This is a genomic window from Klebsiella sp. CTHL.F3a (genome assembly GCF_019890895.1).
Lineage (GTDB): Bacteria > Pseudomonadota > Gammaproteobacteria > Enterobacterales > Enterobacteriaceae > Klebsiella > Klebsiella grimontii.
Genome location: NZ_CP082360.1, coordinates 5,981,194 through 5,995,415, shown reverse-complemented (window position 1 = coordinate 5,995,415; position 14,222 = coordinate 5,981,194). Strand labels below are relative to the sequence as shown.

General features: G+C 55.9%; 16 protein-coding genes. 14 read left to right on the top strand and 2 right to left on the bottom strand.

Going from position 1 to position 14,222, the window contains the following annotated elements:
- Positions 1-324 precede the first annotated feature (324 nt).
- The 7 genes from K7H21_RS29460 (at position 325) to K7H21_RS28010 (ending at position 5,119) form a co-directional block, all read left to right on the top strand.
- On the top strand, positions 325-405 hold the full coding sequence (locus tag K7H21_RS29460) for a hypothetical protein (protein ID WP_418271147.1): 81 nt from the start codon (positions 325-327) through the stop codon (positions 403-405).
- A gap of 218 nt (positions 406-623) precedes the next feature.
- On the top strand, positions 624-764 hold the full coding sequence (gene rpmH / locus K7H21_RS28035; RefSeq protein ID WP_004871828.1) for a 50S ribosomal protein L34: 141 nt from the start codon (positions 624-626) through the stop codon (positions 762-764).
- A 15-nt stretch (positions 765-779) separates the two neighbouring features.
- Positions 780-1,139 carry a ribonuclease P protein component gene (rnpA, locus tag K7H21_RS28030; protein WP_004871829.1) on the top strand — a complete coding sequence of 120 codons (360 nt, stop codon included), beginning with the start codon at positions 780-782 and terminating at the stop codon, positions 1,137-1,139.
- Complete coding sequence (yidD, locus tag K7H21_RS28025) at positions 1,103-1,360, top strand: membrane protein insertion efficiency factor YidD (RefSeq protein ID WP_004871831.1); 258 nt, start codon at positions 1,103-1,105, stop codon at positions 1,358-1,360. The genes rnpA and yidD overlap by 37 nt, the downstream gene beginning before the upstream one ends.
- A gap of 2 nt (positions 1,361-1,362) precedes the next feature.
- A complete protein-coding gene (gene yidC, locus K7H21_RS28020) occupies positions 1,363-3,009 on the top strand; it encodes a membrane protein insertase YidC (protein WP_004126953.1) in 1,647 nt (548 codons plus the stop codon).
- A 194-nt stretch (positions 3,010-3,203) separates the two neighbouring features.
- Positions 3,204-4,568, top strand: a complete 1,365-nt coding sequence (gene mnmE, locus K7H21_RS28015; protein WP_004126955.1) for a tRNA uridine-5-carboxymethylaminomethyl(34) synthesis GTPase MnmE — start codon at positions 3,204-3,206, stop codon at positions 4,566-4,568.
- Between the two features lie 143 nt (positions 4,569-4,711).
- Complete coding sequence (locus tag K7H21_RS28010) at positions 4,712-5,119, top strand: GNAT family N-acetyltransferase (protein WP_004126960.1); 408 nt, start codon at positions 4,712-4,714, stop codon at positions 5,117-5,119.
- Between the two features lie 103 nt (positions 5,120-5,222).
- On the opposite strand, the gene K7H21_RS28005 is transcribed toward K7H21_RS28010, so the two are convergent.
- Together K7H21_RS28005 and K7H21_RS28000 are read right to left on the bottom strand one after the other, a co-directional pair.
- Positions 5,223-6,113, bottom strand: a complete 891-nt coding sequence (locus K7H21_RS28005) for a dihydrodipicolinate synthase family protein (protein WP_004126964.1) — start codon at positions 6,111-6,113, stop codon at positions 5,223-5,225.
- Between the two features lie 147 nt (positions 6,114-6,260).
- A complete protein-coding gene (locus K7H21_RS28000) occupies positions 6,261-7,142 on the bottom strand; it encodes a MurR/RpiR family transcriptional regulator (RefSeq protein WP_004126967.1) in 882 nt (293 codons plus the stop codon).
- Positions 7,143-7,468: 326 nt separating this feature from the next.
- Between K7H21_RS28000 and K7H21_RS27995 the strand changes: the two genes are divergently transcribed.
- From K7H21_RS27995 to K7H21_RS27965, 7 genes are all read left to right on the top strand, one after another.
- Positions 7,469-8,959: an MFS transporter gene (locus K7H21_RS27995; RefSeq protein WP_004126970.1), complete on the top strand. Its 1,491-nt coding sequence runs from the start codon at positions 7,469-7,471 to the stop codon at positions 8,957-8,959.
- Between the two features lie 50 nt (positions 8,960-9,009).
- Complete coding sequence (locus K7H21_RS27990) at positions 9,010-9,699, top strand: N-acetylmannosamine-6-phosphate 2-epimerase (protein ID WP_004126973.1); 690 nt, start codon at positions 9,010-9,012, stop codon at positions 9,697-9,699.
- Positions 9,696-10,571 carry an N-acetylmannosamine kinase gene (gene nanK / locus K7H21_RS27985; RefSeq protein WP_049113657.1) on the top strand — a complete coding sequence of 292 codons (876 nt, stop codon included), beginning with the start codon at positions 9,696-9,698 and terminating at the stop codon, positions 10,569-10,571. Before K7H21_RS27990 ends, nanK begins: the two co-directional genes overlap by 4 nt.
- Positions 10,568-11,032 carry an N-acetylneuraminate anomerase gene (nanQ, locus tag K7H21_RS27980; protein WP_004126981.1) on the top strand — a complete coding sequence of 155 codons (465 nt, stop codon included), beginning with the start codon at positions 10,568-10,570 and terminating at the stop codon, positions 11,030-11,032. Before nanK ends, nanQ begins: the two co-directional genes overlap by 4 nt.
- Before the next feature lie 169 nt (positions 11,033-11,201).
- Entirely contained in the window at positions 11,202-12,383 is a 1,182-nt protein-coding gene (locus tag K7H21_RS27975; RefSeq protein ID WP_123828624.1) for an MFS transporter, read from the top strand.
- The gene (yidZ, locus tag K7H21_RS27970; RefSeq protein WP_004126988.1) at positions 12,352-13,311 is read left to right on the top strand and encodes an HTH-type transcriptional regulator YidZ; all 960 of its coding nucleotides are present in this window, start codon (positions 12,352-12,354) and stop codon (positions 13,309-13,311) included. Before K7H21_RS27975 ends, yidZ begins: the two co-directional genes overlap by 32 nt.
- A 147-nt stretch (positions 13,312-13,458) precedes the next feature.
- Positions 13,459-14,196, top strand: a complete 738-nt coding sequence (locus K7H21_RS27965; protein ID WP_142447100.1) for a 4'-phosphopantetheinyl transferase family protein — start codon at positions 13,459-13,461, stop codon at positions 14,194-14,196.
- Positions 14,197-14,222 lie beyond the last annotated feature (26 nt).

Genomic DNA, 14,222 nt, shown 5'->3' with positions numbered 1-14,222 from the left:
GGCGGACTCCACTCGAACAAAAATCGATATATAAAAAGAGAAACTGAAACAATCGTGATTGTTGGCACACGTCGACAAGACCCTGCATAGCCGAAAAGCCCCTGCACTAAAGGGGTGACGTGCGAACCGCTATCTGCGGTTATTACCCGATGCGGATCTCTGGATCCCGATCGGGACCGGGGATCATAGCCTAAACTGAGAAAGAGATCTTGTGTTTCTCAACAGATTCTTCCCGATTTATCCACAGGAAGGATCGAAGCTGGGTAAGTGTAATCGATCCTGGCTGGAGTGGAGCACGATTTCAGCCGCATATTGGAAAAATTAATGAACTATCCTGGTTTTGGGCTTAATCGATCTAACAAAGATCCTTTGCGATCCTTGCGCTTTATCCACCAGGTCGTATAATCCACCACCCGGCGCGTAATGCCCGTTTTCCGTAACGTGCCATCGCCTGTTTTTTGTGCGGCAAGGTGCGAGAAATAAGGAAAGAGAATTGACTCCGGAGTGTACAATTATTACAATCCGGCCTCTTTAATCACCCACGCTGAGGCGTAGGCCGTTCGAAATTCGTTCGGATTTACGCGAAAGTCAGTGAAATTATTCAAGTTTAGGTAGAAATCGCCATGAAACGCACTTTTCAACCGTCTGTACTGAAGCGCAACCGTTCTCACGGCTTCCGTGCTCGTATGGCTACTAAAAATGGTCGTCAGGTTCTGGCACGTCGTCGTGCTAAAAGCCGCGCTCGTCTGACCGTTTCCAAGTAATAAAGCTAACCCTGAGTGGTTAAGCTCGCATTTCCCAGGGAGTTACGCTTGTTAACTCCCAGTCATTTCACTTTCGTCTTCCAGCAGCCATTACGGGCTGGCACGCCGCAAATCACCATCCTCGGCCGCCAAAATTCGCTGGGGCATCCCCGCATCGGTCTTACCGTCGCCAAGAAAAACGTTAAGCGAGCGCATGAACGCAATCGGATTAAACGTCTGACGCGTGAAAGCTTCCGTTTACGTCAACATGAACTCCCGCCAATGGATTTCGTGGTGGTGGCGAAGAAAGGGGTTGCCGACCTCGATAACCGTGCTCTCTCGGAAGCGTTGGAAAAATTATGGCGCCGCCACTGTCGCCTGGCTCGCGGGTCCTGATAGGCCTGATTCGGGTCTATCAGCGCCTGATTAGTCCGCTACTCGGGCCGCACTGCCGTTTCACGCCGACCTGTTCTCAATACGGAATTGAGGCATTGCGCAGGTTTGGATTGATAAAAGGCAGTTGGTTGACGGTGAAACGCGTATTAAAATGCCACCCTTTACACCCTGGTGGTGACGATCCCGTCCCGCCTGGACCATTTGATACCAGAGAACACTAACGATGGATTCGCAACGCAATCTTCTTATCATCGCTTTGTTGTTCGTGTCTTTCATGATCTGGCAAGCCTGGGAGCAGGATAACAATCCTCAACCTCAGCAGCAGACCACGCAGACAACGACCACAGCAACGGGTAGCGCCGCCGACCAGGGCGTACCGGCCAGTGGCCAGGGGAAACTGATTACGGTAAAAACCGATGTGCTTGACCTGACCATCAACACCAGCGGTGGTGATGTTGAGCAAGCGCTGCTTCTGGATTATCCGAAAGAGCTGAAGTCGACTGAGCCGTTCCAGTTACTGGAAACCACGCCGCAGTTTACCTATCAGGCGCAGAGCGGCCTGACCGGTCGTGATGGCCCGGACAACCCGGCTAACGGACCGCGTCCGTTGTATAACGTCGATAAAGATGCGTTTGTGCTGGCTGATGGCCAGAACGAAATCGTCATTCCTCTGACGTACACCGATAAAGCAGGCAACGTATTCACCAAAACCTTCACCCTGAAGCGCGGTGAATATGCGGTAAACGTCGGCTATAGCGTGCAGAACGCCAGCGAAAAACCGCTGGAAGTGTCGACGTTTGGTCAGCTGAAGCAAACGGCCAACCTGCCGACGCATCGCGATACGCAGACCGGCGGTCTGACAACGATGCACACCTTCCGCGGCGCGGCGTACTCAACGTCTGAAACGAAGTACGAAAAATATAAATTCGATACTATCATCGATAACGAAAACCTGAACGTTAGCACCAAAAATGGTTGGGTTGCCATGCTGCAGCAGTACTTCACAACCGCATGGGTTCCGCAGAACAACGGTACTAACAACTTCTACACCGCGAATCTCGGCAACGGTATTGTGGCGATCGGCTACAAATCGCAGCCGGTTCTGGTGCAGCCGGGTCAAACCGATAAGCTGGAAAGCACCCTGTGGGTCGGCCCGGCCATTCAGGACAAAATGGCTGCCGTTGCGCCACACCTTGACCTGACCGTCGACTACGGCTGGCTGTGGTTTATCTCTCAGCCGCTGTTCAAACTGCTGAAATGGATCCATAGCTTCCTGGGCAACTGGGGCTTCTCCATCATCGTCATCACCTTTATCGTTCGTGGCATCATGTACCCGCTGACTAAAGCGCAGTACACCTCCATGGCGAAGATGCGTATGCTGCAGCCGAAGATTCAGGCGATGCGCGAGCGTCTTGGCGACGACAAGCAGCGTCAAAGCCAGGAAATGATGGCCCTGTATAAAGCTGAGAAGGTTAACCCGCTGGGTGGCTGCTTCCCGCTGATAATCCAGATGCCAATCTTCCTTGCGCTGTACTACATGCTGAGCGCCTCGGTTGAACTGCGTCATGCGCCGTTTATCCTGTGGATCCACGACCTGTCTGCGCAAGACCCGTACTACATCCTGCCGATCATCATGGGCGCGACGATGTTCTTCATCCAGAAGATGTCTCCGACCACCGTGACCGACCCGATGCAGCAGAAGATCATGACCTTTATGCCGGTCATCTTCACGGTGTTCTTCCTGTGGTTCCCGTCCGGTCTGGTGGTTTACTATATCGTCAGCAACCTGGTCACCATTATTCAGCAGCAGCTGATTTACCGTGGTCTGGAGAAGCGTGGCCTTCATAGCCGCGAGAAGAAAAAATCCTGATACTCTTCATTCTTCAAGCCGCAGATGCGTTGGCTTCATTAGTTCGCCCCAGTCACTTACTACAGTAAGCTCCTGGGGCCTCACTAATTTGCCGCCTTTCTGCAACTTGAATTATTTCGAGTATCTACGGTAACGTTAATGCCAGAGAAGGCGGTCAATAGACCGCCTTTTTTACATCTACATAGAGAGTCACCATGAGCCATAACGACACTATCGTCGCCCAGGCAACCCCACCGGGACGCGGTGGTGTGGGCATTCTGCGCATCTCTGGCCTGAAGGCGCGCGACGTTGCGCAGGCGGTGCTGGGCAAGCTGCCGAAACCGCGCTATGCCGACTACCTGCCGTTTAAAGACAGCGACGGCAGTGCGCTGGATCAGGGGATTGCGCTGTGGTTCCCCGGCCCTAACTCCTTTACCGGTGAAGACGTGCTGGAGCTTCAGGGCCACGGCGGCCCGGTTATCCTCGACCTGCTTCTGAAACGCATTCTGACTCTGCCGGGCGTGCGCATCGCCAGGCCCGGCGAGTTCTCCGAGCGCGCGTTTTTAAACGACAAGCTCGACCTGGCACAGGCAGAAGCCATTGCCGATCTGATCGACGCCAGCTCCGAGCAGGCGGCACGTTCTGCGCTGAATTCGCTGCAGGGCGCATTCTCTACCCGCGTAAACCATCTTGTGGAAGCGCTGACGCACCTGCGCATCTACGTGGAGGCGGCCATTGATTTCCCGGACGAAGAGATCGACTTCCTCTCCGATGGCAAAATTGAAGCCCAGCTAAACGACGTTATCGCCGATCTTGATGCCGTTCGCGCCGAAGCGCGCCAGGGCAGCCTGCTGCGCGAAGGGATGAAGGTCGTCATTGCCGGGCGGCCGAACGCCGGGAAATCAAGCCTGCTGAATGCGCTGGCGGGCCGGGAAGCGGCTATCGTCACCGATATTGCCGGTACCACCCGCGACGTGCTGCGCGAACATATCCATATCGATGGTATGCCGCTGCACATCATCGATACCGCCGGCCTGCGCGATGCGAACGATGAGGTCGAGCGCATCGGTATCGAGCGCGCCTGGCAGGAGATTGAACAGGCCGACCGCGTGCTATTTATGGTCGATGGCACCACCACTGACGCGACCGATCCGGCGGATATCTGGCCAGATTTTATCGCCCGTCTGCCGAAAAACCTGCCGATTACCGTCGTGCGCAACAAAGCGGATATAACCGGCGAAACGCTGGGGCTGAGCGAAGTAAATGATCACTCACTTGTACGCCTTTCGGCGCGTACCGGCGAGGGCGTAGACGTACTGCGTAATCATCTCAAGCAGAGCATGGGCTTTGAAACCAATATGGAAGGCGGTTTTCTGGCACGCCGCCGCCATCTACAGGCGCTGTCCGACGCCGCAGAGCATCTGCAGCAGGGTAAAGCGCAGCTGCTGGGCGCGTGGGCTGGCGAGCTGCTGGCGGAAGAGCTGCGCCTGGCTCAGCAGAACTTGAGCGAAATCACCGGCGAGTTTACCTCCGATGACCTGCTGGGGCGTATTTTCTCAAGTTTCTGTATTGGTAAATAAGCTCAGTATGTGAGCATTGACTAACCCGCATTAACGTCCTGTTAAAGCGGGTTTTTTATTATTTTTATTTATCATCTTCACCGTAGATCGGTTTATCTATTACCCTTATCGGCATCGCCGTTTTTAACGTGCCGGATGCAACCATGACCATCGATTACACCTTTATTGATACCGTCCCTTCTGCAGAAGATTTTTGTCGCCTGCGCGTCATATCAGGTATGTCGCCGCGCCCGCTGGAAGGCGCCCGTGCTGGCCTGCCGCGTAGCTGCTACGGCGTTCATATTCTCTATGAGGGCGTGACCGTTGGTATGGGGCGTATCGTCGGCGACGGCGCGCTGAACTTTGAAATTGTCGACGTCGCCGTGGACCCGGCCCATCAGGGAAAAGGTCTCGGTCGCCAGATCGTGCAAAAAATAGTTACCTGGCTTGATAACAACGCGTTTAAAGGGGCATACGTCTCGCTGGTGGCCGATGTTCCCGAACTGTACGCGAAATTCGGCTTTTCCAGCGTCAGGCCGGAAAGTGAAGGTATGGCGAAGATCTGGAAATAGCCCCGAGTACTAACGCCCTGTTTAGATGTAACCAGAATCGCCGTAACGGCGGAGGGGCATCCGGGGATGCGGTATCTCCCGGATGCCGGTGATGCTATAAGAATTAAATAAAGTCGGCGGCGCGAAAAGCGTCCAGCGCGACGCGCTTTTGCTCGCTGGTCATCGGGCGCAGCGGGCGGCGCGGATCGCCGACGTCAATGTCGTGCAGCTGCATGGCCAGCTTCCCGGCCGCCACGCCGCCGTACTGAACCAGGATGCGAATAATCGCGATGACTTTATCCATACAGGCGGCAACGTCCTGATGATCCCCCTGGTTGAAGCTCTCGATCAGGCGATGATAGAGCGGCGCCGCGTAGTTATAGGTACTGCCCACCGCGCCGATGGCGCCGCAGGCCAGGCCTGCGGGTAAAAACTCATCCACGCCGAACGGAATATCGAACTGGCGATTGTTGACGCGCAGGCAGCGCTGGAACTCATACATATCCGCGGAGTTAAACTTCATACCGGACAGGTTCGGAATTTTATCCGCCGCGGCGATCAGAAACTGCTCCATATCGAGGCTCAGACCCGACATGCCGGAATGGTAGTAATAGAAGCCTTTTGACGGCGCCGCGGCGGCGATAATGCGGCAATATTCCACCAGATCGTCGACGGTAGACGGTTTAAAGAAGCACGGACCGATGACCGAGGTGGCAAAAATATCGAGGGTTTCAGCATGACGGCTCAGCTCCAGCGCATCGGCGATGCTGAGCGCCCCCGTGTGCAGCGTGATGCTGAGCTGTCCCTGGCTTGCCGCGACCCAGCGCTCGGCGATTTTTTTACGCTCGTCAACAGAACAGTGGATACCTTCTCCGGTTGTCCCACAGACGTAAGCGCCTTTAACGCCCTGGCGAATCAGGTGCTCGGCAATCCGATCGATAACGGGGTAGTTGACTTCGCCGTTGGCATCAAAAGGCGTGTGGGGAGCGGCAATAAGACCGGTTAGCTTTGTCATGTAAACCTCTAATGGTGTTTTTCTTCTTAAATAAATTTAATTTGAAGTATTACTCCACTTTAAAAGGTAACCATGCCGGTTGCAACTGGATACCGGCAGGGAGAAAAACGGGAGTAGAAGATTGTGACGAATCGCACAAAAATCGCTCTATTTGAGCGTGGACAGGGCATCCATCGTGCGCAGTTTATTGGCTCGGGCGGCTTCAGGATCTTTCTGCACTAGCAGCGTGTAAATGAGATCCAGTACGAAAAGCTGCGCCGTTTTGGTGCCAATGGAGTCGCCCTGCAGGCGTCCCTGGCGGTTGCCGTTAATCAGCGTAATATCCGCGACTTTACTCAATGGCGACCCGAGGTTATGCGTTAAGGCGACGGTGATGGCTCCGGCCTGCTTTGCCAGACTAAGGGCGTGGGTGGTTTCCGGCGAATGCCCGGAGTGGCTGATACCGATAGCGACATCACCAGCCTTGAGCAGCGCGGCCTGCATATACATAAAGTGATTATTCGTTAAGGCATCGACGCGCATCCCGATTCGCATCAGCTTGTGCTTCATCTCTTCGGCGGTCAGCCCGGAGGCGCCAACGCCGAAGATAAAGGTGCTATTGCAGCTATGCAGCGCCTCAACGACCCGTTCAACCTGCTCCATATCCAGCAGATTGAGCGTTTCCGAGAGCACGGTCGAGATAGCGCCCTGGAGCTTGAGACCAATGGTGTGCGCATCGTCGGCTTTCTGAATCTCAGCCTCCAGAAGCGTGCTGTTGTCATCGGTATCGGTCATGGCCAGCTCAATAGCCAGCTCCATTTTGAAATTCTGAAAGCCTTTATAGCCCAGCTGTCGACAGAAACGGATCACCGACGCTTCGCCCGCGTTCACTTCCTCTGAGAGGTCGGCGATAGAAAGCTGCGTCACCTTGTGGGGGGAAGTCATCACAAACTGCGCAATGCTTTTCCCGACGCGGGTCATACTGCTTTGCATCGCTCCCAGGGTATCAAGTATTTTCCCGGCTTTGACCGGCGAAGTCGGAGTCGTCATCTCTTCCCTACTGTTTACGCGATTATCAGGCGCTAATGATGGAGTACAGCGCATCACCAGGCAATATGGATTTTTAAAAACGCCGTGCCGCCGCGTCTATATCCTGAGCGGCGAAAACATTTTACGTCTCATGGCGTGAGTCAGATCGCCTTTTTTCGTTTCTCCTATTCTGTGTCCATGATCTTGTTCACACATTTAATAAAATGCTCTTGTGGTGTTTAACTTCCAAAAAATACATTAAATGGAGTTTAACTTCATTTGGCTATGCGACACCCTGCTGTTTTAGGCCCGATAGCATAAAAACGCTGCTCATCACAGGAGAGCATATGAGTGAAATAATAAGTACCAAACCATGGTATAAGCATCTCAATAAGTCCCAGTGGCGGGCTTTCTCTGCAGCCTGGCTGGGCTATTTACTGGATGGTTTTGATTTCGTTTTAATCGCTCTGGTGCTCACCGAAGTACAAAGCGAATTTCAGCTCACCACGGTCCAGGCGGCGAGTATTATCTCCGCGGCATTTATCTCCCGTTGGTTCGGCGGCCTGCTGCTGGGGGCAATGGGCGACCGCTATGGCCGCCGCCTGGCAATGGTCAGCAGTATTATTCTTTTCTCCGTCGGTACGCTGGCCTGCGGCTTTGCGCCGGGATACACCTCGATGTTTATCGCCCGAATGGTGATCGGAATGGGGATGGCCGGCGAGTACGGCTCCAGCGCCACCTATGTTATTGAAAGCTGGCCAAAACATCTGCGTAACAAAGCCAGCGGTTTCCTGATCTCAGGCTTTTCCGTCGGCGCCGTTGTGGCGGCGCAGGTTTACAGCCTGGTGGTGCCCCTCTGGGGCTGGCGCGCCTTATTCTTCCTCGGCATTTTGCCGATTATTTTCGCGCTGTGGCTGCGTAAAAATATTCCGGAAACGGAAGACTGGAAAGAGCGGCAGACGAAGAAAGCGCCGGTGCGGACGATGGTGGATATCCTCTATCGCGGTAAATATCGCGCCATGAATATAGCAACGACGCTGATCGCAACGGCAGCGCTGTGGTTCTGCTTCGCAGGTAACCAGCACAACCCGCTGGTGGTGATTGCCCTGGCGCTCGTTTGCACCGTTATTTTCATCAGCTTCATGGTACAGAGCAGCGGAAAACGCTGGCCGACCGGCGTGATGCTGATGGTTGTCGTTCTGTTCGCCTTCCTCTATTCGTGGCCTATCCAGGCGCTGCTGCCAACCTATCTGAAAACCGAGTTGGCATACGATCCGGCGACGGTTGCGAAGGTACTTTTCTTCAGTGGATTCGGCGCGGCCGTCGGTTGCATCGTCGGCGGATTCCTTGGCGACTGGTTGGGCACGCGTAAAGCCTACGTTTACAGCCTGCTGGCCTCGCAGGTACTGATTATCCCTGTCTTCGCCATCGGCGGCGCCAGCCTCTGGGGTCTGGGCCTCCTGCTCTTCTTCCAGCAGATGCTGGGACAGGGGATCGCGGGAATACTGCCGAAACTGATCGGTGGTTACTTTGACACCGATCAGCGCGCTGCCGGTCTGGGCTTCACCTACAACGTCGGCGCTCTGGGCGGTGCGGCGGCGCCGGTCCTCGGCGCGCTGGTCGCACAGCATATGCATCTGGGTACGGCGCTGGGGTCGCTCTCTTTTGGATTGACGTTTGTGGTGATCCTGCTGATTGGCCTGGATATGCCGTCTCGCGTACAGCGCTGGATTCGCCCGGAGGCGCTGCGAACCCATGACGCTATTGATGGCAAACCGTTTAGCGGGGCAAAGGTTCGTCACGACAAAGCGGACGCTCCGCTTTGCAGTAAACATTAAATTCATGCGCCCGGCGCTGTCGGGCGCAAACGGAAGTAAGGGATAGCGCTATGTCTTTATTTGATACTTTGGATGTGAAGGTTAAAGAATTGGGCGGACTCATTGTCTCGTGCCAGCCGGTGCCGGGCAGCCCGTTAGATAAGCCTGAAATAGTCGCGGCGATGGCGCTGGCGGCGGTCAAGACGGGAGCAGTCGCGGTACGTATTGAAGGCATTAATAACCTGAAGGCCACGCGCGAACTTATTTCAGTACCCATTATCGGCATCATCAAGCGCGACCTGCCGGACTCGCCGGTGCGCATCACGCCGTTCCTTGAGGATGTGGACGCGCTGGCGCAGGCGGGTGCGGATATTATCGCCTTTGACGGCACGGATCGCCCGCGTCCGGCCAGCGTGAAGGCGACTATCGAGCGTATTCATCAGCAGGGCTGCGTCGCGATGGCAGACTGCTCGAACCTTGAAGACGGTACTCGCTGCCACGCTCTGGGCGCAGAAATTATCGGCACTACGCTATCCGGGTATACCACGGATGCGGTACCTACCGAACCGGATTTCCCGCTAGTGCAGGCGCTGAGCGCCAAAGGATACCGGGTCATTGCCGAAGGGCGGTTCAACTCCCCGGCCCTGGCAGCGCAGGCCATAATGCAAGGCGCATGGGCGGTGACCGTCGGTTCCGCGATTACGCGTATTGAACACATCTGCCAGTGGTACCGCGATGCGCTGGCTGAGGTTGCGCTATGACGACGCTGGCGATAGACATCGGCGGCACCAAGCTGGCCGCCGCGCTAATTGATACGCAGCATCGTCTGTTGGAGAAACGAGCGCTGCCGACGCCCGCCAGCAAAACGCCGGCGGCACTGACGGAGGCGTTGAGCGCGCTGGTCGCGCCTTTCGCGGGGGAGGCCCGGCGGATAGCGGTCGCCTCGACGGGAATCATTCGTCACGGCGTACTGACGGCGTTAAACCCGGATAACCTTGGCGGGCTGGCGCAGTTTCCTCTGCGGGAGACGCTGGCGCAGCTGACGGGGCGACCGTGCCTGGTCGTGAACGATGCGCAGGCGGCGGCCTGGGCCGAATATCACGCCCTGTCTGTCGATGCCGACGAGATGGTATTCATCACCATCTCAACGGGCGTGGGCGGCGGTATCATCTGCAACGGTCGGCTCCTGTCCGGGAACGAGGGGCTAGCCGGGCATATCGGGCACACGCTGGCCGATCCGCACGGTCCGCGCTGCGGCTGCGGTCGCACCGGCTGCGTAGAGGCTATTGCCTCCGGCAGAGGGATCGCCGCGCTGGCGACGGACGATCTGCAGGGGATGACGGCCAAATCCATTTTTACTCTTGCGCAGAGCGGCCATCCGCAGGCAACGTCGTTAGTCCACCGTTCGGCGCAAACCATCGCCCGGCTGATTGCCGACATGAAGGCCAGCGTTAACTGCCAGTGTGCCGTACTGGGCGGCAGTATCGGGCTGGCGCCCGGCTATCTCCCGCTAGTTGAGACCTATCTGGCGCAGGAACCTGCGGTCTATCAGACGAAGATTGTAGCCGCACACTATCAGCATGATGCCGGTCTGATTGGCGCGGCGTTGTTAGCGGAGGACAAAGCATTATGATTATCGGCGATATCCACCATCCGGAACGCGCGGGACTGTTACCCGTTCTGCTTCAGGCCGTGAGGCTGGCCGTTAAAGTTCAGCCGCAGCAGTGTGAGCCGGGTCGTTATGAGTTGCAGGGCGATGATATTTATATGAACGTCATGCGCTTCGCCACGCAGTCGGCGGAAAGTAAAAAAGCGGAGCTGCACGAAAAATTTATTGATATTCAGATCCTGCTGCAAGGCGAGGAGACAATCCACTGCGGCGTAGCCGACAGCGCCCGTGAGTGCGACGTCTGGCATAAAGAAGAGGACTACCAGCTGTGCGCAGCTATCGCCGACCAGCAGCAGGTGACCCTGAAGCCTGGCATGTTCGCCATTTTTTTTCCTGGCGAACCGCATAAGCCGGGCGTGCAGGGCGCAGCGAGCATGGAGATAAAAAAAGCGGTAATTAAAGTTAACCGCGCGCTGCTTGTCTGAGTTGCTTCCTTCGCCCGCCAGGTATGCCTCCTGGCGGGATGGCCTCCCGACGCCAAAGCGGCGCTTGCTTCGTCGCTTTTCCTCCCAGGAAATCATTGTTGTCCAAATGGCAACTCGTACTACCGCACGAACCCCTCTATGCTGTACGGCAATCTTATGCGAGGGTTCTATGGCACGCTTTCTTATCTGCAGTTTTGCGCTGGTTCTGCTTTATCCATCCGGTATTGATATGTATCTGGTCGGCCTGCCGCGCATTGCGCAGGATCTGGGGGCCAGTGAAGCGCAGCTGCACATCGCCTTCTCGGTTTATCTGGCAGGGATGGCCGCAGCCATGCTGTTTGCTGGCCGTATCGCCGACAAGTCAGGCCGTAAGCCAGTGGCGATTTTCGGCGCCGTTGTTTTCATACTCGCCTCCCTTATCTGCTCGCAGGCGCAGGTCAGCGCCCACTTCCTGGCGGGGCGTTTTATTCAGGGGATTGGCGCCGGCAGCTGCTACGTCGTTGCCTTTGCGGTGCTGCGCGATACCCTCGACGATCGCCGCCGGGCGAAGGTGCTTTCCCTCCTTAACGGCATCACCTGCATTATTCCGGTGCTGGCGCCGGTACTCGGCCACCTGATTATGCTGAAATACCCCTGGCAGAGCCTGTTCTATACCATGACCGGCATGGGCGTTCTGGTGGGACTGCTGTCGATATTTATCTTGCGGGAAACGCGTCCAACATCCGTTCCGCAGGCGGCGCAGCAAAATGTGGCCCTCGAATCGCTGCTTAACCGCTTTTTCCTCAGCCGAATGATCATGACTACCCTCAGCGTGACGGCTATTCTGACCTACGTTAACGTCTCCCCGGTGCTCATGATGGAAGTGATGGGCTTCGATCGCGGGACTTATTCCATGGCGATGGCACTCATGGCGCTAGTGAGCATGGTGGTATCGTTCTCGACGCCGTTTGCTCTGTCGCTCTTTAAACCCCGCACCCTGATGCTGACCTCGCAGGCGCTCTTTTTTATCGCGGGCGTGCTGCTGAGCCTTGCCACCAGCCAGACGATAACGATGCTGGGGCTGGGACTGATTTGCGCCGGGTTCTCCGCCGGCTTTGGCGTGGCGATGAGCCAGGCCCTGGGGCCATTTACTCTACGCGCTGGCATGGCGAGTTCAGTTTTGGGGATTGCTCAGGTTTGCGGCTCTTCACTGTGGATTTGGCTGGCGGCTATCATCGGGCTCAGCGCGATGAATATGCTGATCGGGATACTTATTGCCTGTAGCATAGTGAGTATTGTTCTGATTATGGTCGCCTCTCCGGCGCGGGCCGCGCAACGCTATGAAGAAACCCCTGTCGAGTCTCGATCTTAATTTACTGCTGTGCCTGCAGCTCTTAACTCAGGAGCTCAGCGTTACCCGCACGGCGAAGCGGATGAACGTTTCGCCATCGGCGGTGAGCAAGTCGCTGGCCAAACTCCGAGCCTGGTTTGACGATCCGCTGTTTGTCAAAACGCCTCTGGGGCTGTCGCCCACGCCGCTGATGAGCAGTATGGAGCAGGATCTGGCGGACTGGATGCAGATGGGTAATCAGATCCTCGACAAGCCCCATCACACTATGCCAAGCGGGCTAAAGTTTGAGCTGGCGGCGGAGTCGCCCCTGCTGATGATCCTGTTGAATACGCTTTCACAGCGGATCTACCAGCGCTATCCGCAGGCGCTGATCCGCCTGCGCAACTGGGATTACGATTCGCTGGATGCCATTATTCGCGGCGAAGTCGACATCGGTTTTTGCGGCCGGGAAACCCATCCTCGCTCCCGTGAACAGCTCAGCCTGCTGCCCTGGTATATCGATTTTGAAATCCTGTTCACCGATCTACCGCAGGTATGGCTGCGCGCCGACCATCCCGCGCTGAACGATGAATGGAATCTGGACGCTTTCCTGCGCTACCCGCATATCAATATCTGTTGGGAACAAAGCGATACCTGGGCGCTGGATGATGTTCTGCACGACCTGGGGCATAAACGCACCGTGGCGTTAACCGTTCCGGGCTTTGAACAGTCGCTGTTTATGGCAGCCCAGCCTCATCATACGATGCTGGCCACCGCCCCGCGTTATTGCCAGCGCTACAATCAGCAGCATCATCTGCCGCTGGTCTCACTGCCGCTGCCGCTGGAACCGTCGCAGCTGGAGAAAATACGCGTCCCCTTTACCCTCCTGTGGCATAAGCGCAACAGCTACAACCCGAAGATCGTCTGGCTACGAGAAACGCTGAGACAGCTTTACACTGAACCGCTATAGCGCTGGTTTAGCCCGCCTTGCGCAATAAATTGTAAAATTCATGCGATTTCTCTTTTCAACGGATGATTTCCGCATTAAAACCTGACAATTCTGAGCGATAATATAATTCGCAATTTCTATCATTGACCATTAATCACGGAGCGACGAATGGCAACGCATTTTGCAAGAGGGATACTCAACACCCGGGAACCGCTATCAACACGCCTGTCAGCGGCCTGCCATCAATCCGCCAGGCGCCTGCCTGAGTACCGACAAAGCCGCTATCGCGCTTCCCGGTCACTCCTCGCAGAACTCCTCTTTATGTTGTACGGCATCAGCGAACTACCTGAAATCATTGATGAAGAAAATGGAAAACCCGCATTTCGCGACGAACATCTCCCGCGTTTCTCCATCTCCTATGCTGGAAATATCGTTGGCGTCGCGTTAACCACCGAAGGCGATTGCGGCCTGGATATGGAATTACCGCACGCCACCCGCGGTTTACACTCCCCGCACGACGCCGACCGCTACGTTTTCAACAGTAATGAGCGTGTATGGATTAGCAATCAGCACGATCCTGACGAAGCTCGCGCTCAGCTTGACGCGCTGCGCAAAAGCGTCATGAAACTGACCGGCGAAACCGCCGTTAACCTACAGCTTCTTCCGGGCTCCGGGCGGTTAAGGACAAGTGGGACGCAGGCAATCGAAGCCGTCTGCGATGCCGAAACGGTGCTGGTCTGGTCCATCGCCGCCAGCCCGGATATCGGTCAGCTGAAAGTCTGGGAATATAATGGTAAAGAGGGCTGGCGCAGCCTGCCCGACGCGCAGGCTCGCGCCAAAGAACCGTCCGCCCGGCTTATGCGCTTTACCCATTTACCGTTAGAAAAAGCCATCTCCCTCAACTGACCGGTTTTCCCGGCCATCATGATGCA